Source organism: Desulfosporosinus sp. SYSU MS00001, from assembly GCF_049943955.1.
GTDB lineage: Bacteria > Bacillota > Desulfitobacteriia > Desulfitobacteriales > Desulfitobacteriaceae > Desulfosporosinus.
Genome location: NZ_JBNFTW010000002.1, coordinates 180,407 through 200,135, shown reverse-complemented (window position 1 = coordinate 200,135; position 19,729 = coordinate 180,407). Strand labels below are relative to the sequence as shown.

Below are 19,729 nucleotides of genomic sequence, written 5' to 3'. Positions count from 1 at the left end.
TTGATTGCATGCTTACCTTCACGGTATTATTGGGCATTAATAGAGTGTAGGTTTTATTTAATAATAACTGTAGCATATACTACAGTTATAACAACGGAAGTGATTTTGTGCTGAGAAGAAATAAATTATTCTCTACCTTTAAAAGCAGCAGTTTGCGAAATCAGATCGTAATTATCATTGCCGTTATCATGCTTGTACCATCTGTTGCTCTAATGTACGACATTTTTTTTGCTTCCAAGACAGATGAAGTTGTTTTCCTAGACAAAGAACAACGACTCGAAGCCCTGGTCAACAGTATCAATAAGGATTTTTCGAAAAATCTTCAATCATTGTCCTTAGGAACTGAAATCTCTTCATCTCTGCTTCAAGACGAATTCACCCAAGTTGTGAACCCACAGATTCAAGCTAATTTAGGAATTCGCTTTGGCTTGTATATACCCAAAACAGAAAAAATCACCGTACTTGGTTTCCTGCATAACTATCGTAACCTCTCTCAGGAAGAAGAAGCTCAAAGGGAAAAGGACATCTTTGACAATACAAAACCAGGTTTAGTTGCAACCGAAATGAGTAATACCCCGCTCTTTCGCATATCTGGTTTATGGAATGATCAGGTCGTTGAGTATATATCCCCTGTAGTTTTAAATAAGAACGTCGTCGCCGTAATGTGGGTCGAAGAGCGGCTTAACCCCTTTTTTTATCAAAGCAGCTTCTTCCTGAAACTTGAAAGGTATTTTACTCTTGCTGTCTTGGCTATTGTTATGATTGGTGCCCTTATTGTTATCCGAAACTTAATGACCGGAGTTAACCGTTTGAAGCAGGGGTTAAACCGCATGGAAAATGATATCCATCATTTGCTGCCTGAAATGCCGGGAGAACTTGGTCAGGTGGCTCAAGCAGTTAATCGCTTAGCTGTTGGCCTCAGCGAAAAGGAACGATTAGAAGATCAGCTGAGACAATCGGAGCACCTGATCGCTCTTGGCCGTCTGGCAACCGGTGTGGCTCATGAGTTACGCAATCCAATTGCTATCATTAAAACCTTGGTTGAATTGATGAAACAAGAATATTCTCAAGTGACCGGCATTGAAGAATTTACGCGGGCAATAGAAGAACAAATCGACCGCCAAGATTTTGAGATTCAGGAACTTTTAGATTTCGGACGTCCTACTAAAGTTGCCACCAAGGAATGTTCCATTAATGATCTTATTAAAGGAGTCCTCTCCTTCTCCGCCGCTATGCTGCGCAAGCAAAACGTCCACGTAAAAATACATCTGGCAAATAACCTGTCTAAAATCTTAGCTGATACCGAAAAGCTTAAACAAGTTTTTGTAAACATCATTGTCAATGCGGCAGAAGCTATGCCTGAAGGCGGAGAACTGGCAATAACCACTGAAGAAAGGGAAAGCAGCATTGCCATAAGCTTTGCAGATACTGGAGAGGGTATCCCCCTAAACGATAAATCAAGAATATTTGATCCCTTTTATACAACCAAAAAGACCGGCACCGGTCTTGGTTTGTCAATTTCCTATCAAAGTGTAAAACTGCATGGCGGAACCATTGACGTTGACAGCGAACTAGGAAAAGGGACTATCTTCCGGATTAATCTTCCTGTACTGCCCAAAATCTTTAGACAGGAGTGATCTTCTTGACACCAAAAATTCTGGTCATTGACGATGAGGAAAGAATGTGCTGGGCCCTCGAGAGGGCACTCAACCATGAAGGATATCAGGTGATGACCGCCACAAGAGGGTTAGAGGGCATCCAATTGGCCCAAGAAAGCGAACCCTCGCTGGTAATTTTGGACTTAAAAATGCCTGATCTCGATGGCATCGAAGTATTAAAAGAGCTAAAATCTTTGCACCCTAATGTACCTGTCATCATGATCACCGCCCATGGGACTATTGATACGGCCATAGAGGCGATGAAAATTGGCGCTCTGGACTATATTACAAAGCCCTTCAAGCTCGAAAAAATCAAAGTCCAGGTTCAACAAGCGCTCCATCTTTCAAATCTGGAGAATCAAGTTGATTTTTTACGTCAGGAATTGGGCAGACAATATGGCAAACTCATTGGCCAAAGTGAACCGATGAAAGAGGTATCTCTCTTAATCCGCCAGGTTGCAAAAACCGGAACAACAGTACTGATTACCGGTGAAAGCGGAACAGGAAAAGAAGTAGCCGCTTTAGAAATTCATAAAGCCAGCAATCGTTTCGATAAACCCTTTGTGGCAGTAAACTGTGCTGCTCTTCCGGAACATCTCTTAGAAAGTGAACTATTCGGCCACGAGAAAGGGGCCTTTACCGGGGCAGCCAGCAGAAAAAAAGGACGCTTTGAGATCGCCGATAAAGGAACAATCCTTCTTGATGAAATTGGAGAAATGCCTATCAACATGCAAGTAACGTTGTTACGGGTATTACAAGAACGATGTTTTCAAAGAGTTGGCGGAACCGAGACAATCCACGTCGATGTTCGAGTCATCGCTACAACGAATCGAGATCTTGCCGCGGCTATCACCACCGGAACCTTTCGAGAAGATCTTTACTATCGCTTAAATGTCATGGGTATTGTCATGCCTCCCCTTCGATCCCGAAAAGAGGATATCCCGCTTCTTGTTAATCACTTTCTGGAAAAATTTGATCCTACCAAGAGTAAAAAAATTTCTTCTGAAGCGATGAAGACCTTAACCCAATACAACTGGCCAGGAAACGTCAGAGAGCTGCAAAATGTTATTGAAAGAGCACTTATTGTATGCCAGGGTTCAGAAATCCAATCGGTGCATTTTCCTAAGGAATTGCTCAAACATCTTGAAGAATCGCCAACACCGGAGATCCAGCTTTCTGAAAGTGGTTTTTCTTTAGGGGAGTTAGAGAAACATCTTATCATTAAGGCTCTGGAAAAACACAACTATAATCAGACCAAGGTAGCAAAATATTTAGGAATTACCCGCCCAACATTGCTTTATCGCCTGCAAAAATATGGTATCAAGATATGACCACAATTAAGGGGCTGCAAAAGGCATAAACGTCCTTTATAAAATAAAGCCCTGCATAAATAGTAGTTCAAATCCACTTATATGCAGGGTTTCATTTATGAAAACGGATAGATATTCATGATGCAACGGCCCGTCCCCTATCCGCGACTTGTTTTAGATATGATCACTTCCGTAATCAACCATTTTCCGATTCAATTCCGCAAATTCCCGGCTAATTTCCGGTGCTTCAAGCCACTGACTTTGAGGAGAACAGCGATCAAAGTAATTTAAAAACTCCTTAAAGCGATCACCGCTATAAGCATCTCGAAACCCCTCCAGATTAAAATGCGACGAGAAATTGCAGTTTAAGTTTAAATGATTATATAAATCCTCACTGATTAGCTCTGGATTTCGCGTCTCCACAACCTTATGAAAAGAATCAAAAACTTTTTTCTGTTGCCTAGAATTAAGTCTATACACAACACGTCCCCCTTATTAAATTAAGATCTCCTAAAATAGAGAGTTATTATGCTGTTAGTATGCCCTTTAACTTCTAGAGTTTGCATCCATTCAAACGAGAAATGACAAGTTTCTAAGAGTAAGTTTAAAACTTCACAAGTATTTCATAAATAAATTTAGAGGACATTTGCATATAGTGTCGAATAAATAATGATATGCTTTAATGAAAGGAGAAGGAATGCCGAATCTAGGTCGTCTAGAACGGGGGATTTTATTTATGGGGTTAATCGCGTATAATGCGCGAAGGGCTTACACCTTCCTGCCCGAACCCGTCAACTAACCTCGTAGGCAATTGTGAAAGGTGAATAATATGCAATGGTCTCGTAAACTGTCTCAGATTCAAGGCGAAGTACTTAGCCAACTCAAGCATTTCGATTGGACTCAGAAAAAACTGGTTATCCAACAGTTTTCGCGCGATACGTTACGAAAGATTTCTTGGAAATCGCCAAAAGTTATCGGTACCTTATCAATTTCTCTCATTTTAATAGGTGGGGTTACCTACAATCTTACAACAACGACTTCTGCGGCTGCAGTTCTTGTTAACGGTCATCAAATTGGCCTGGCAAGAAATTCAGCGACGGCCGAAAACCTTGTTAAAACAATTTTGCAACAGGAAGGCAAACCATATGGCCTAGCTGCCAAAACTCATGACGTTATAACTTATGAGAACGTCAGGGTTAGTCCGGCGACCTATCTGGAATCTTCTTTAAATGAAGAAAAACTAGAAAACGACATAACTTGTTATGTTGATGGTTACACCTTAAAAGCAGATGGTTCCGTTGTGGCTGTTTTGCCAAATAAGGAAGACGTGGACAAGGTTCTTAAAAAATACCAAGATTATTATGCAAAACCCAGCTCTGAAAATAAGATTGAATCAATAAGTTTTGCCGAAAATGTTAGTGCCGAAAAAGCTGAAGTCTCCCCGGATCAAGTGAAAACACCTGATCAAGCCTTTAAGGTATTGATGGATGGCAAGATAACGACCAAAAATTATACCGTTCAGCCTAATGATTCCTGGTGGCTTATTGCCCGCAAAAACGATATGTTAACCGATGAGGTATTAGCCGGAAATCCGGGATCAACTAAAAATACCATGCTGAAACCTGGAGAAACTATAAAGCTTGTTGATTCCACACCCTATCTTACGGTTGTTAGTCAAGGAACTTATTCAGGGTCGGAAACAATACCCTATGATGTTGTATCGAAAATAGATCCGAGTTTGGCCTTTGGCAATTCTAAAGTTGTAACCCAAGGAAGTAATGGCGCAAAATTAGTTACTTATTCCTATGTGCGTAAAAATGGTATCGACGTAACCAAAAAGGTATTAGCTGAAAAAGTCACTCAAAATCCTGTGAATCAAGTCATTGCCAAAGGACCTGGCAATGTGACAGTTGCTTATGGGATTTCCCGTGGAAGCAGTAATAATTCATCTCTTGTAGGTCGAGCGCTCAGTTTAGAAGGTACGCCCTATGTCTTCGGCGGAACTACTCGCAGTGGTTTTGACTGCTCGGGTTTTACAAAATATGTTTATGCTAATTCCGGAATATCCCTGCCGCGAACTTCTTATGCACAGTTTGCTTCAGGAAGTCCTGTCAGCAAAAATGACCTTCAGCCCGGTGATTTAGTGTTTTTCACTACATATACTAGTGGCGCATCTCACGTAGGCATTTATATGGGGGGGGGGCGATTTATTCATGCCAGTAACCCCAACAGTGGTATTGAAGTCTCCAGTCTCGGTGACAGCTTTTACGCTTCACGTTATCTAGGAGCGCGCAGGTATAATTAGTAAGGAAAATTACGCTTGAAAAGGGACCGTGAAAACACGGCCCCTTTTCATTTTTTAGGGAAGGAATTATTTACCTCTGAAGCAATGAAATTTTTGACAATCAAAATGAAGACAGCAATACTCAAATAATAAATGGTCATGGTATAAAAGAAATTCCACCCTTCACAGAGAACGAGAATTTTTAGATTCAGAAGTATACGTTGTCCAATAATCGCAATACCAAAGGGAACTATCTTCCAGTACCATTTCTCAAGAACACATACAAAAAAAACTAAAAGTACAGTTTCAGCGAGCTGATATGTAAAAATAAATAAAGTACTTGCTAAATATAAATCAGATGCCCAATGCACGTGATAGTACTCTTTCCCCAACAATAACAATACGGGTACAGGATAGTGCAGCAGAACAAAACCAACGAGGTAAAACGTCATAAATCTTAAAAAACCTGACTTCAGGTCATTCATTTTTTCAAACCAACTTTTAGTAACCAGTTGATAGATAAAAATGCAAATAACTGTCATATAGCTTTTCCACCAATGATGTTCGTAGATGCCTAATTTCAAAAACAAATACTCCATAAGCAAATAGAAAATAGTAATTAAAGAAATCCAGCCTATCCCTAAGGGATAAACTGCAACTAATATTGCAGTACCTGGATAAAAGGTGGAATTAAGTATAAGATGGCCTAAGAGGTTCTGTGCCCAAGGACTTGCAAAAATTCCTGTGATATAGGCATAACTATTAAATAACCCAAGTACGACAAATTCGCCAATCCAAGTAATACTTGTTGACACGAGAAAGAAAACAAGAAATATAACTCCCCTATGTCTATCTCTTTTTTTATAGATGGTTAATCCAGTAACAATTAGCCCAATTAGTCCCAATACACAATACCAAAATATGTTTGGCATAATCCCTCCCAAAGCTGCCTTTAAATTAACACCTTTATCTTCTCTAAAGTATTCAATAATATTCATGATACTATTCGAAATAACAACTGGAATAGTGATAGTGACATAGGATCGGTTTGCTCCAATGCCACTATCACCGCATTAGGAATTATGCTGAGTATGATTAACGATGTTTGCTATCTCTCGCTTAATAAGCTCATTGGGTATAATGGTATAACGTAGATTGATAGTATCAAATAACTTGCTTGAAAATACCCAAAACCCTTTGTACATGTTAATCATTCGACTAGAATTCGATTCTTCAAAGGTTACTGCCAATACAGAGCTCAAAGAATTCCTAAGAAAAAAGTTTGTAATTTGACAACTAATAACCTCTTGCGACACTGTATCGAGGCTTAAGATAGGCAATACTAAATGCTCGCCTGTTTTGGAAACCAAATCGCATAAGGCAGGTTTCAATGACAAGATAATCTCGGCTAAATCCCTTGTTTCCCAAATGACTCGCATTTTGCCACTCCCCTTATAGAATAAATATTATATTATTTTTATTATAAATAACATATTAAATGAATGACTTAAACGTTCTTATCATGAAAATAAAAACTAGCCTGGATTGTAAAATCCGAAGCTAGTTTATTAATTCACTTATTCATCGAAGGGTTGGGAAAACGTACGAAAAAAGTAGTTCCGTCTTGACCTGTATCAATGTCAATATGAGCATGATGTCTGTTGGCAATTCTAAAGCACATGGGCAGACCCAAACCAGTTCCATTTTCCTTGGTAGTAAAGAACGGATTGCCCAGCTTTTTCAGATTCTCTTCATCAATTCCTTTTCCTTCATCCTTTACACTAAGGACAATCTTATCTTCTTCCATAAAGGTTTCAATCGTAAGACAACCATTTGGCTCCATTGCTTCAAGACCATTTCGGGCCAGATTTAAGACTAGTTGGGTAATTTCATTGGAATCGATATCAATTTCCTTAATCTTACCCGGTTGAAAAATACACTTCTTATCTTGACTATAAGCGTCAGCGATTAACAACGGAAATAGGTTTTCCAGCAACTTGTTGAGATCCAAACGTTTAATTTCAGTCGGTTTATTTTTGGCAAGCGATAAGAAATTTGTAATTATGAGGTTTGCCCTATCCAGTTCCTCGATCATTAATTCAAAATAATTTTGATAAACAAGTAAATCCGTTTTACTCTGTAACATTTGAAGAAATCCTCGTATAGTCGTCATAGGATTTCGAATTTCGTGTCCAAGACCTGCTGCCAGCTGCCCTATAATATTTAAACGTCCTAGTTTTGCTATTTCACCTTCTAGGTATTCTCTATTCTTAATTTCCTTTTTCAGGGATTTTTTTAACAAAAAAACCTCTGTTTGAAGATTAACTCGTTCTTCCCTGAGCCTAATTATCTCCTTTTTTAAATCAACAAATTCTTCCCAATCTTTAATAGTACGAAACGTTGCAGTCATAGATATCAAAATCCTCCGATAATTAATAATCATCTGATATTTATATCTATCTAATTTAACATCCGCCTCGGGTCTTAGGAGCGGGTATGTGAATAAAAAGACACTATGTAAGTAATCGTTATATTATTTCGAGAATAAAAAGGGAAATCCTTCAAGAATTGTTTTTTTATTATGAGATTAATTATTTTCGCAAGAAACTGAACTCGTTCAGCTAAAGATGAACATCGGAGCCTTCAGGATAAAAGCGGCAGCAATTTCTATTGCCAGAACGTTCTATCCGCTCTGGCAACCTTTTGTTAGACTGCTAATCTACTTGTTTCCTCTTTCTGCTAATACTTTGCTAAGTAACGTTCCCCCTGTACCCCAATTATCCATCTCGTTCTCTTTAATTAAGACCATAAATGCTTCTTCCGGAATACCAAGAGTTTCACTGGCGACTCTAGTAAACTCGCTGATTAGTTTTTCCTTTTTCTCTTTATCAATTTTCCCAGCTTCAATTTTGATAAATGGCATTTAGGCGGCCTCCTTTAATAATTTATTTATGCCTGAAACCTTGGTATCTGAATCCCTTAATTATCCTAGAATATCTCAGAGGATCGTTATTTATTCTGATTTTTACTTGGTTAAAAGAACACTTTAGGATTTAGACAAGCCTTGAATTATGAAGCGAAACTCACCTAGTGAGAATTCGCTTCATACAATTGGCTATCCTTGTTTAACGGTTCATTTTGGGAATTTTGATCGCTTGCTCCTGAACATAATGTTTCCAGACCAACATCTGCTAAAATAGTTTCAATAATAAACCTTTCTTGTTCTGTCATGCTTCCACCTCGTGTGCACGTTTTCCTATGATGCCAAACTAATAGTTTTTCACGAATTAACTTACATTTTATTGTACCCTTAGGCAAGCTAACAGATAAAGCAAAAGTATTGTCATAATATGTAGTATTGTTTCGATTTGCTAAGTGAATAAATGTATTTAAAAAATATTGAAATTAGCCGTCTGATTCTAAAAACAGGCGGCTATCATTTTGGCCATTTAGATTGTACCTATAAGCATATTTACTTCATTTTAACACATTCACAATACATCTTTTACGTTCATGGTTTAAACTAAAGTTGAGCTAAAGATGGTTCGAACCTGAAGATAGTTAACTCAACTTGGACTTTTCTGGCAAGAATAAAACGATGAGGTGATAAATTCATGAACGTCAGTGTATATACATACACTCTGGGGAAAATGACCAAAATGATCTTAGCCCCCGTAGGGCCTTTGCAGTATTTGCTTAATTCCCCGGGCCTTCCTCACATCTATAGCTTGGAACAAGCTTACCGCCTCTTAGAACAAGACAACAAGTCCAGAGCAGCCAACTTTTTCGAGGACTATCATACATATCTAAAAAAAGGCCTGTTATGGGCAGACCGTGGCTGGAAAAATGTGTGTCATTATTATAATTGGAACAACGATCAAAGCCGCGTCCAATGGCCGGATGCAGCAGCAGAGTGTCAATATTATTTCAATAAAGCCCTGTCCCTCTTTTCTAAAGAGATGGTCAAAGGAATGTTTTATCTTGGAGCGGCTTTGCACTTAGTACAAGATATGTGTGTACCCCATCATTCAACGGGAGTCATTTTTGATGGGCATTTAGAATTCGAGAAATGGGCAGCGAGTAACTGGTATAACTTCCCAGCCAAAACCGGTTTATACTCCTCCTTTACTCATCCTGTACAGTGGATTGACCAAAACGCTAAGCTATCGGCTCCACTTTATCCCCTAGTATCAATTGAAAATGGCTGTTCAAGTAAAACTTATTCAAAAGCCGCAGAAACCCTAATTCCTCTGTCGATTGCTACAACTGCCGGCTTTTTGGATTTTACGCACCAAATATTGACAGATATTCTTCTTCGGCGGAATTCAGTCAAGATCATGTCATGGCCTATTCGCTAAATTTCCTTGTAGAGTCAAACGGTGAACACTCTCGTATTTTCATCTTTTAAATAATCTGACAGCACTTCTTGCGTATATTTAACAGTTATGCCTAACCTTTCATATAAATTTAGTAAAGGAAACAGAACAGTTATAAGAAAAATAATCTGGGAGGAGGTCCAAAATACCTCCTCTCAGATTATTTTTTGTACATACTTGCTTTCTATAGCCGTTTTGCAAGAGACAGCTCTTTTTTCCTTAGAAGTGAATAAATATCCCTTCATTATTCCATTTATAAATTATTCATACATATACTTTCTAGTTAAAGGCTGATTATTGTTTACTCCTTTGGTAAAAAGGAACTGATGAACGTCTATATTGCCGCAGTGAAATGAAGCGGCACAAGAATTCAAATATAAACGCCACATACGAATAAAGGTATCATCTTTCATTTTACGAATTTCCGGAAGCGCTTGTTCAAAATTTTGAGCCCAATGTTCTAAAGTCCTTGTGTAGTGCTCGCGCAAGCTCTCGAGGTCAATGAGATGAAATTTATTTTCAACAATTAACGATACGAGTTCGTTAACTGCCGGAATATATCCTCCAGGAAAAATATATTTTTCAATCCAGCTGTTTGTTCCTGAAGCTTCATCATAGCCTGTTATACAATGAAGCAGAGATATTCCCCCTTCATTAAGAAAGGATTTTACAGCGGAGAAATACCCATCAAGATTTTCTCTGCCGACGTGCTCAATCATCCCTACACTTACGACTCGATCAAAGGTTCTATCTTTAAATTCCCGAAAATCAAGTTGCTGAACTTCAACGAGATCTTCTAAGTCTTCTTCTTTAATTCTTTCCGAAACTCGTGAGTATTGTTCTGAACTAAGCGTTATCCCCACAGCTTTAACTTGATAGTTTTTCGCAGCAGTAAGGATTAATTCTCCCCAACCACAGCCTATATCTAATAAGGTTTGTCCGGGCCGCAAATTAAGTTTACGCAGAATATAATTTACTTTGTTTTTTTGTGCCTGAAAAAGACTATCTTCCGGAGATTCAAAATAAGCACAAGAGTAGGTCATGCTCTCATCCAACCAAAGGCGATAAAAATCATTGCCGATATCGTAATGAAATTGAACATCATCTTTACTTTTACGTAAAGTATTGGAAAGCATCTTAGCAAATCTAACATAATTTTTTTTCTCATAAAGAAAGCTGCTTTGATTATTATAAATCGACTCGATAACTTTTTGTACAGCTCCATCAATGTCAATTTTTTTATGCATATAACCTTCGCCGAAGGCAAGGGAGGGATCACTGATAATTTCCGATTTAGGTATGGGCTCAGTGAAATTAATTCGGAATTGAATCTCTCCTTCGCCATATTTTTTAACGTCCCCATCCCAATATGTAACCTCACAGGGATCAGCGAACATATTTTTAAGGACATTGTTGTAGAACGTTTTATCAATACCCATTCTATTTACCTCCTTCGGAACTGATAAAACCTTAGAGGTAATACTTCATTAAACTTCCTCTAAGTTAAATTTCTCGATTACCGATTGAGCTCGTTTTTTAAGATTGGTTAAGTCCTCTTTAACCCGTTCAATTTTTAAGATTTTCTGTTCGATTAAAGTAAGTTCTTCATCTAAGGTGTCTATAATACTCAACAGCTTTTCTCTTTGCTCTCGACGTTCAGCAGTTTGTTTAAAGCTAACTTTTTGAGACTCAATGAGATTACTAAGCGCAATAAAATGCTGCAGTTCTTCCAGCGATAAGCCTAAGGCGTCTTTGGTATACTTAATTCTTTTAAGCAATTCTATATGCTCTTCATTATAGTACCTAGTCCCCCCTTCACTGCGTTTAGGCGGCGGTAACATACCTATTTCTTCATAATATCGGATGGTTCTTTTGGTCAAGCCGCTCTGAAGAGCAACTTGCTCAATTTTATAGTTATCCACAATACCCTCCTTACTGTTGCTAAGATTATATTAGCACTAATGTAACATTAACGTCAACGTTCACACCTACTACAATCTTATTTTTTTACAGATAAATACATTTTTTTACATCTCATATACTATCCATTGAACCTAACTTTTAATCCCAAGTAAAAATGAAGTAAGCTTGTTCAGCTAGAGGCTAAAACCATAACTTCTTCACAAAAAAAGCGAGGACCTCAATTAGGTGCTCGCTTTTATCATGCATTTGACAGAATATGGATTATTTTTTTGGTTCTTACCTGTCCTTTGCTTCTGTATATTAACGATAGAATAGATATGGTCTTAAGGAAAGGAGGTTGAAACAGTGAAACGTCTGTGGTTAATCAGAGCGGCTGCTAAAAAGCAGAGAAAACTCCCCACCCTAGGGGTAGCAATTATTGTGATCATAATTGCCATTGCTGCTCTCAAATTAGCGTTCAACCAAAGAGTATCTGCCTGGCAGGATTTTTCAGATACTATACCGACAATTGCAAATCCTTCTATGACCCCCGCTGAAATTGAAAGTTCTCTGGAAGATATCTTAAAACAATATCAAGAGATAGCAGCTTCAAAAGAAATCAATAAGAAACAAATAACAGCCACATTAGATAAATTATATCAGTTTTCCTCCACTGACTACCTGAATGCTAATGCTCTAAAACAATCATCCCAGAACAGCCAAATGATCATTGATTTAACCGAAGCAGCCAGATTGCTCACAGCATCGCTATTTGAACTAAACGATAGTTTGAGCAGTACCGGTGATCTGAGTAAGTCTCAATTAAAAAATAGCAAAGAAGATCTTGTCTCAGCGTCTAATAAAATTGAACAGGTCCGCCAGGAAATAAAGCATTAGCTAAAAAAGAAAACAACTATAAAGTTTTGGCGAGATTGCTTAATTCCATTGACATGGAAGTGATTTCTTCGATGCTTGCAGAAATCTCTTCCGAGGCAGCCGCTTGTCCTTGACTGGCATCTAAGGAGATATTACTTTTTCGGCTCGCTTCTTCAACTTTCTGCTTTATTGTATCAGTTAATTGTTTAATTCTGGGAACCGTGCTCTTTGATTGAGCAGAGAGTTTTCTTATTTCCTCAGCAACTACGCCAAAACCGCGGCCTGCATCTCCGGCTCTGGCTGCTTCGATAGCTGCATTCAATCCTAACATTTTCGTTTCATCAGCAATTTCTTTAATAAAAGCCGATACCTCATTAATCTCTTCTGAAACATTTATTATCCCTTTAATATCAGTATTAAGTTCCCCTTCATTGGTGTGTATTTCCGTCGCTGAGGCTGAAAGCTCCTCTATGGCGGCGGCTATACCTTCAAGACTGCTTTCTAAGTTGATTGACATTTCACGCAGGGTAACTGCCGTTTTTTTCGGTGTCACAATCCCCAGAGTTGCAACGAGATTTTTACGTTCATCATCATACAAGGGAAAATTGGCAATAGTTAGTGGCTGCCCGTATTTTGAAGCGTCAATTTCTTCAATAATTGGTTTTTTAGTTTGCAGCGCCCGATACGCGATATCTGTTTCCCTTAGTTCATAGCCTACTGCTATTGACGGCATGTCAAATTTCTCCGAGGCCTGTGCATAAGCGATCTTCGTTAAATCTGACATATATATATAAGCCCCTTCAGGGAACATCTCAGCTAAAATTGGAGCAAAATCTCTAAAAGCGGCAGCTACGGGGTGTAATTTAGGGAATGCTATGGTGAATGCACCCCAGACATCTCCTTTATCATCGATGATAGGAATTGAGACGATAACTACTCTCATGCCATAAACCGTACGGGGAATATTTTGCGTTAGAACCTTCTTTTTCTGCATTGCCTGCACCGTCGTTGTATCTTCCTTTAACCTCTTGCCAACCTGAAAAATGTCTAACGTAAACGACTCAGAGGTCTTCACCCAAACAAAGGTGTCATGTTCCACAACTCCGAACAGTACTCCGCCTGGTATTAAATCGGCCATAAATCCAGCCATGATCTTACACGCCTCAACACCCGCTAAAGCTATCATCTTTAAATCACTCCCGTCCCTATCTGCTCGTTAAAACTTCAGCCTTAAAATTCAGCCCGTTCAACAAAAGAATCAAACGCTCGTCAATCCGAACAACACCTTGCACTTTGCTGCTTCCAAGACTCGATAGTTCTGCATTAAGTCTTTCAATCGATTGTTCTTCGACCTTTATAACTTCTGAGACATCATCCACAATTATCCCAATTCCTACATTCTCTATGTTCAAAATAAGCAAACGGCTGTCAACACCTCGCTCAGATTGTTCAACACCAAATCGCTTTTTTAAGTCAATAATTGGAATTGCCTTACCTCTCAGGTCAATCATTCCTTCTATGTAGGAAGGCAAATAAGGCATTTTAGTTATTCTTTCCGGAATTCGAATGATCTCCTGAGCAAAAGTAATTTCCAAGGCATATTCTTCATCACCCAATCTAAAAACAACTAGCTGCAGAGAACTCATACAATTCACTCCCTTCAGGATTTTTAAATTCTTATTATCACTCCTTTACCAAGAAAGAAAAAATCGCCAAGATAGGATATTCTCGACGACAAAGACGTTTCTTACCATTTTCTGCAACCCGGCTATCTTCCTCATGAAGAAAGACCCGTGGCTTTGCGTCCTTGGTTTTCACCAAGTTTGCCTTTGTCTTTTGGTGTATATTATAGCATAATAATGTAATTAAAAGTTGAAACTAATAAAAATATAGTGAATATTTTGCCTTAAGTTATTTTCAAGTCTATGAACAATTTTAAAATCATCATTATACAAGTTTAATTTAACAGTTCAGAGGAAAATTGGCCTGTAAAGGCGAATTTTCTTTTTACGGAGGTGAATTGGCATGTTTTCAGCACCACTGTTTGAAAATGATGTTCCCGCAGCCCTTCTATCCTGACGGATCGAAGTGGATTATGCATCTTCCGTCTGGAATAAGGACTTAATTTCATTGAAGACGGAGGGAACTTAAATGTCCAAAAATAAACTAGGCTCTATATATTTAGCTTTAGCTGCGACAATTTGGGGAGGTATGTATGTCATTAGCAAAGTGGTTCTTAGCGTCATACCACCCTTAGAGTTAGTGTGGCTGCGCTATATAATCGCGCTCCTCGTGCTCTCAGCTATGGCAGTCCTAACTCATCAATCTTGGCGCATAAGTAAGCGTGACATCCCCTTAATTCTGATGATTGGGATAACAGGCTATGCCCTATCGATCTGGACTCAATTTCTGGGAACAAAACTAGCTACGGCTCAGATGGGGGCTATTATTACCTCAGCAACTCCGGCCTTCATGGTTATATTCGCTCGTCTCTTGCTAAAGGAAACAATGACCTTGCGCAAAGGACTCTCGGTGCTTTTGGCAACCATTGGCGTCTTGTGCATTGTTGGAATCGGAGATATTAGTAAAACGTATCAGCTTGGAGGACTAATCTTAGGCGTTGCAGCAGTAACTTGGGCCTTAATGTCTGTACTCATAAAACGAGTTCCCGGCACTTACTCTCAACTTGTTGTTACGACCTATGCGATTTTTATAGCAACAATAATTATTACCCCTTTTGCGGCTTCTCAGGCAAGCCAAATTCCGGTCGCTGTCATGGCCCGTCCCGCGATCTGGGGTGGAATCTTGTATCTTGGCATTGTTTCTACTGCTCTTGCTTTCTTTTTGTGGAACAAAGGCCTGCAGATGGTCGAGGCCGCTAGCGGAAGTCTCTTTTTCTTCTTCCAGCCCCTATCAGGGACTTTGTTGGGCTGGCTTTTTCTCGGCGAACACGTGGGGCTCCCATTTGTGATAGGTTCAGTTTTAATACTTTCCGGAGTTTTATTGGTTATTAGAGAACCATAACTGTATTTAAAAATGCCGTTCAGCCGGGAAAGTCTAAGGAGGCTCTTGAGCAATCAAGAGCCTCTTACCATTAGCCAGCTTCAGCAGCCTCAAACTGGCTATTGTAAAGGTTAGCGTAAAAGCCGCCTTTTGCCAGAAGCTCCTTGTGGTGCCCCTGTTCTATGATATCACCATGGTTCATGACGAGAATCAAATCCGCGTCGCGGATTGTTGATAAACGATGGGCAATAATAAAACTCGTTCTGTTTTCCATAAGGTGATCCATAGCCTTTTGAATTTCGACTTCCGTCCGGGTATCGACAGAACTGGTGGCCTCATCGAGAATAAGTATTTTGGGATCAGCCAAGATGGCTCGGGCAATAGTCAAGAGTTGTTTTTGCCCTTGCGAGACATTAGAAGCCTCCTCGTTGAGTACCATATTATAACCCTTCGGCAGTGTATGAACGAAACTATCGACGCGTGCGGCCTTCGCCGCTTCCATTACCTCCTGATCACTTGCCTCGAGTCGGCCATAACGGATATTTTCCATAATAGTTCCATTATAAAGCCAGGTATCCTGAAGAACCATCCCAAATAAAGAACGCAGATCATGCCTGCTGAAGTCGCGGATGTCATGTCCATCGACCAAAATTGTGCCATCGTTAACATCATAAAAACGCATCAAAAGTTTAACGATCGTAGTCTTACCCGCTCCCGTCGGCCCAACAATAGCTACCTTTTGTCCAGATTTTATATAAGCGGAAAATTTGTTGATAATGATCTTATCTGGTTCATAGCCGAAATGTACATCTCTGAACTCCACACTCCCCTGCACTCTCTCCAGTTTAACTGGATCAGTGCTTTCCGGAACTTCATTTTCCTCGGCTAAAAACTCAAAAACACGTTCGGCTGAGGCTGCCGTTTGCTGGAGTATATTCGAGATATTAGCCAATTGAGTAATCGGCTGAGTAAATGATCGTACATATTGAATAAATGCCTGAATGTCCCCTACCTGCATAGACTTTTTGATGACAAGCCAGCCGCCTAAAACGCTAACGAGAACGAAGCTTAAGTTTCCGACAAAACTCATAATGGGCATAATCAGACCTGACAAAAACTGTGATTTCCAGGCCACCCTATATAATTTTCTATTAAAGCCTTCAAACTTCTCAACACTCTTCTCCTCGCCATTAAAGGCTTTCATAATCACATGACCGCTATACATTTCTTCCACATGACCATTTACATTTCCTAAATAATCTTGCTGCAGCTTGAAGTATTTCTGTGAATATTTAATGATAATCATAATAATGATCATGGACAAAGGGATTACCAGGAAAGCTACTAAGGTTAAGAGCCAGCTTATACTTAGCATCATGACCAACACACCAAGGACCGTTGTTACAGAAGTGATAATCTGCGTTAAGCTCTGATTTAGTGTTTGGCTGAGGGTATCCACATCGTTAGTAACTCGAGACAACACTTCGCCATGATTTGTTCGTTCAAAATAACCCAAGGGCATACGGTTAATTTTCTCTGAAATGTCCTTGCGAAACTGGTAACTGACTTTCATAGCCACACCTGACATAACCCAGCCCTGGACATAACTGAAAAGAGCACTTAAACAATATAAGCCTGCCAAAAGGAGAATGGTATTACCAATATAATTAAAATCAATTCCGCTGCCACTGCCGGAAAGCTTGCTTAGAGCACCTTCAAAAAGGTTTGTGGTGACATTTCCTAGTATTTTGGGGCCGACAATAGAGAAGACTGAGCTAGCTGCGGCAAAAATAATGACGAAGATCATAGCTGTCTGATAGGGACGTAAGTAATTTAATAGTTTCCTCATGGTACCTCTGAAGTCTCGAGCCTTTTCGCCCCCCTGCATCATACCGCCGGGGCCGCCGCCCATACCGCCCATGGGACCCCGCTGAGATGACTTCTTCCTGGTCTCCACGCTCATGCTAATTCCTCCTTCGAGAACTGAGACAAGGCTATTTCTTGATAAGCCTCGCAAGTTTTCATTAATTCATCATGGGTCCCGATTCCAGCCACTTTTCCTTCCTCAAGGACTATAATTTGCTCGGCGTTCATAATTGTAGAAATGCGCTGGGCAACGATAAGGACCGTACTTCCTCCGGTTTCAGCCTTCAGGGCTTTACGGAGGGCTGCATCTGTTTTAAAATCCAAGGCAGAAAAACTATCATCAAAAATAAAAAGTTCCGGTTTCTTAACCAAAGCACGGGCAATCGATAATCGTTGTTTCTGTCCACCTGAAACGTTTGTTCCGCCTTGGGCAATCCCTGTCAATAATCCTTCCTGCTTTTCGTTAATAAATTCCGTGGCTTGGGCAATATCTGCAGCTTTCATGAGATCCTCCCTGAGGGCAGATTCATCAGCATACTGCAAGTTAGATTCAATAGTTCCGCTGAACAAAATACCCTTTTGGGGCACATATCCGATCTTGTCATGAAGATCATGCAAAGTTACCTCACGGATATCTATTCCATCTAAGAAGATAGAACCGCCTGTAACATCATAATAACGGGGAATCAGGTTAATAAGGGTTGTTTTGCCTGCACCCGTCGAGCCAATAATCGCTGTGGTTTGATTTGGCCGGGCTTTAAAACTTATGTCTTGCAAAGCATCTTCCTCAGCACCGGGATACCTGAAGGAAACATTCCGAAATTCTAATTCGCCCTTAATTTTAGGATTAAAGTCTTTAGGGGTCTGCGGATCAACAATCACAAGCTTAACATCCAAAACATCGGCAATCCTCTGAGCTGATACAGATGCTCTTGGGATCATAATAAACATCACCGACAACATTAAAAAGGCCATAATGATTTGTATGGCATACTGCATAAAAGCCATCATATCCCCAACCTGCATTCCTGAATTGGCTATTTGAGAAGCGCCAACCCAAACAATGAGCAGTGTAACTCCATTCATAATTACGGTCATTGCCGGCATCATGACTACCATAACCCTATTGACAAATAGGTTGGTTTTTGTCAGATCAGAATTAGCCCGATCAAAACGACTTTCTTCGAATTTTTGGGTGTTAAAGGCCCTAATGACCATCATCCCGGAGAGATTTTCACGAGTTACTAAATTAAGTCGATCGATAAGTTTCTGAATTAATTTGAACTTGGGCATAGCCACCGAAAAGACGATGGAGATCAAACCTAAAAGCACAATTACGGCAACAGCAATAATCCAAGACATAGAAGTGCTCTTACCCAGAGCTCTGATCACTCCACCAACACCCATCATCGGAGCATAAAAAAACATTCTGATCATAATCACAATCAGAGTCTGTATTTGGGTGATGTCATTTGTGGTTCGCGTGATCAGTGATGCGGTGGAAAATTGATCAAACTCTGCATTCGAAAAACTCTCTACCTTTGAAAATATACTTTTACGCAAATCCCGTGCCAGTCCTGCGGCTATGACTGCTGAGGTAAGCCCTACCATGATAGTACAGGCTGCACTGACTAATGCAATTAAAAGCATCACCATACCCGTATTGTTTATATAACTATTTTGAATTCTGTTTGTGTTCATGCCTAATGCAGCATATTCTGCTTTAACGGAACTGACAGCTGTTTGAATAATCATACTGTCGCTTAAGGCAGAGAATTGCTGATTGATTTTTCCGTTTAGTTGAGCTAGTTGAGCCGGAGGAAGTCTGGAAATAAGGGCATATAAGTCTGTATTCGCTGGAACTTTCATTCCGTTAAAAGAAATTACGCCCCCATTAGCGGTAGATTTCATTTTTTCAATACCTGAAACTGCTAGAAATGCCCTGCCAAACACTGGGTTCAGCTTATTTATTTCCGATTGATCAATAGATTTTAGAACCTCAATTGATTCTCTCTGTAAAATTGGATACGTCTGGACATATCTTTCATAGTCCTGACTTGATTTGTCGATTAAGGTATAATCTTTTAAAACCTCCGCCTTATCCCTAGGAGTCATAAAAAGAGTAAGCTTGCTCATCTGACTTTGTCTCACGGCCACAGGAACATCATTAAGGATCCCCCCTTGTTGAATGCCCTGATTGACGATATTTGCCATATAATCCGGCAGGGAAAGGTCTGCCATAGCCTGACAAAAAATCAAAACTACAGCTGTAATAATTAACAACGTATAGGGTTTTAAATATCTCCATAGTCTCAGCATCAGCCAATACAGCTCCTTAAATCTCAAATATTAAATCTTAAATCTTAAACCCATTAACCTTAAGTCTTAAACCTTAAGTCTTAACATTAATCCTAACTCTTATGTCAGTTACACCAATAAACTCTCTAAATGTTC

Annotated in this window: 18 protein-coding genes and 2 riboswitches; of the genes, 6 read left to right on the top strand and 12 right to left on the bottom strand. The window is 39.5% G+C overall.

All coding sequences use genetic code 11. The features are described 5' to 3' along the window. The first annotated feature begins 107 nt into the window (after positions 1-107). Positions 108-1,637 carry an ATP-binding protein gene (locus tag ACPUYX_RS04330; protein ID WP_426378491.1) on the top strand — a complete coding sequence of 510 codons (1,530 nt, stop codon included), beginning with the start codon at positions 108-110 and terminating at the stop codon, positions 1,635-1,637. A gap of 5 nt (positions 1,638-1,642) precedes the next feature. Then, positions 1,643-2,989 carry a sigma-54-dependent transcriptional regulator gene (locus ACPUYX_RS04325; protein ID WP_426378490.1) on the top strand — a complete coding sequence of 449 codons (1,347 nt, stop codon included), beginning with the start codon at positions 1,643-1,645 and terminating at the stop codon, positions 2,987-2,989. A 153-nt stretch (positions 2,990-3,142) separates the two neighbouring features. Here the strand turns inward: ACPUYX_RS04325 and ACPUYX_RS04320 are convergent, their stop codons facing one another. Next, positions 3,143-3,448, bottom strand: a complete 306-nt coding sequence (locus ACPUYX_RS04320; protein WP_426378489.1) for a hypothetical protein — start codon at positions 3,446-3,448, stop codon at positions 3,143-3,145. Positions 3,449-3,656: 208 nt separating this feature from the next. After that, a riboswitch (cyclic di-AMP (ydaO/yuaA leader) is annotated at positions 3,657-3,793 on the top strand. 4 nt (positions 3,794-3,797) lie between these two features. Between ACPUYX_RS04320 and ACPUYX_RS04315 the strand changes: the two genes are divergently transcribed. Then, the gene (locus tag ACPUYX_RS04315) at positions 3,798-5,273 is read left to right on the top strand and encodes a C40 family peptidase (protein ID WP_426378488.1); all 1,476 of its coding nucleotides are present in this window, start codon (positions 3,798-3,800) and stop codon (positions 5,271-5,273) included. A gap of 47 nt (positions 5,274-5,320) precedes the next feature. Here the strand turns inward: ACPUYX_RS04315 and ACPUYX_RS04310 are convergent, their stop codons facing one another. The 5 genes from ACPUYX_RS04310 to ACPUYX_RS04290 form a co-directional block, all read right to left on the bottom strand. Further along, positions 5,321-6,184 carry a hypothetical protein gene (locus ACPUYX_RS04310; RefSeq protein ID WP_426378487.1) on the bottom strand — a complete coding sequence of 288 codons (864 nt, stop codon included), beginning with the start codon at positions 6,182-6,184 and terminating at the stop codon, positions 5,321-5,323. 141 nt (positions 6,185-6,325) lie between these two features. Further along, complete coding sequence (locus ACPUYX_RS04305; RefSeq protein WP_426378486.1) at positions 6,326-6,691, bottom strand: hypothetical protein; 366 nt, start codon at positions 6,689-6,691, stop codon at positions 6,326-6,328. Positions 6,692-6,825: 134 nt separating this feature from the next. Continuing rightward, entirely contained in the window at positions 6,826-7,662 is an 837-nt protein-coding gene (locus ACPUYX_RS04300; RefSeq protein WP_426378485.1) for an ATP-binding protein, read from the bottom strand. A 309-nt stretch (positions 7,663-7,971) separates the two neighbouring features. Then, entirely contained in the window at positions 7,972-8,175 is a 204-nt protein-coding gene (dmpI, locus tag ACPUYX_RS04295) for a 4-oxalocrotonate tautomerase DmpI (protein WP_426378484.1), read from the bottom strand. Positions 8,176-8,339: 164 nt separating this feature from the next. Further along, the gene (locus ACPUYX_RS04290) at positions 8,340-8,483 is read right to left on the bottom strand and encodes a hypothetical protein (RefSeq protein WP_426378483.1); all 144 of its coding nucleotides are present in this window, start codon (positions 8,481-8,483) and stop codon (positions 8,340-8,342) included. 383 nt (positions 8,484-8,866) lie between these two features. Here ACPUYX_RS04290 and ACPUYX_RS04285 point away from each other — a divergent pair, with 383 nt between their 5' ends. Next, on the top strand, positions 8,867-9,610 hold the full coding sequence (locus ACPUYX_RS04285; protein ID WP_426378482.1) for a zinc dependent phospholipase C family protein: 744 nt from the start codon (positions 8,867-8,869) through the stop codon (positions 9,608-9,610). A gap of 278 nt (positions 9,611-9,888) precedes the next feature. Here ACPUYX_RS04285 and ACPUYX_RS04280 read toward each other — a convergent pair whose 3' ends face one another. Continuing rightward, on the bottom strand, positions 9,889-11,067 hold the full coding sequence (locus tag ACPUYX_RS04280; RefSeq protein WP_426378481.1) for a class I SAM-dependent methyltransferase: 1,179 nt from the start codon (positions 11,065-11,067) through the stop codon (positions 9,889-9,891). A gap of 48 nt (positions 11,068-11,115) precedes the next feature. Next, positions 11,116-11,550, bottom strand: coding sequence for a MerR family transcriptional regulator (locus tag ACPUYX_RS04275; protein ID WP_426378480.1), 435 nt, complete (start codon positions 11,548-11,550; stop codon positions 11,116-11,118). Between the two features lie 346 nt (positions 11,551-11,896). Between ACPUYX_RS04275 and ACPUYX_RS04270 the strand changes: the two genes are divergently transcribed. Then, positions 11,897-12,427: a hypothetical protein gene (locus tag ACPUYX_RS04270; RefSeq protein ID WP_426378479.1), complete on the top strand. Its 531-nt coding sequence runs from the start codon at positions 11,897-11,899 to the stop codon at positions 12,425-12,427. A gap of 16 nt (positions 12,428-12,443) precedes the next feature. On the opposite strand, the gene ACPUYX_RS04265 is transcribed toward ACPUYX_RS04270, so the two are convergent. Continuing rightward, entirely contained in the window at positions 12,444-13,592 is a 1,149-nt protein-coding gene (locus ACPUYX_RS04265; protein ID WP_426378478.1) for a methyl-accepting chemotaxis protein, read from the bottom strand. A 19-nt stretch (positions 13,593-13,611) separates the two neighbouring features. Continuing rightward, positions 13,612-14,052, bottom strand: coding sequence for a chemotaxis protein CheW (locus tag ACPUYX_RS04260; RefSeq protein ID WP_426378477.1), 441 nt, complete (start codon positions 14,050-14,052; stop codon positions 13,612-13,614). Positions 14,053-14,161: 109 nt separating this feature from the next. Further along, a riboswitch (cyclic di-GMP riboswitch) is annotated at positions 14,162-14,244 on the bottom strand. Positions 14,245-14,557: 313 nt separating this feature from the next. Between ACPUYX_RS04260 and ACPUYX_RS04255 the strand changes: the two genes are divergently transcribed. Next, the gene (locus tag ACPUYX_RS04255) at positions 14,558-15,430 is read left to right on the top strand and encodes a DMT family transporter (protein ID WP_426378476.1); all 873 of its coding nucleotides are present in this window, start codon (positions 14,558-14,560) and stop codon (positions 15,428-15,430) included. Between the two features lie 70 nt (positions 15,431-15,500). Here ACPUYX_RS04255 and ACPUYX_RS04250 read toward each other — a convergent pair whose 3' ends face one another. Next, the gene (locus ACPUYX_RS04250; RefSeq protein WP_426378475.1) at positions 15,501-17,372 is read right to left on the bottom strand and encodes an ABC transporter ATP-binding protein; all 1,872 of its coding nucleotides are present in this window, start codon (positions 17,370-17,372) and stop codon (positions 15,501-15,503) included. Then, positions 17,369-19,594, bottom strand: a complete 2,226-nt coding sequence (locus ACPUYX_RS04245) for an ABC transporter ATP-binding protein (protein WP_426378473.1) — start codon at positions 19,592-19,594, stop codon at positions 17,369-17,371. The genes ACPUYX_RS04250 and ACPUYX_RS04245 overlap by 4 nt, the downstream gene beginning before the upstream one ends. Between the last annotated feature and the right edge of the window lie 135 nt (positions 19,595-19,729).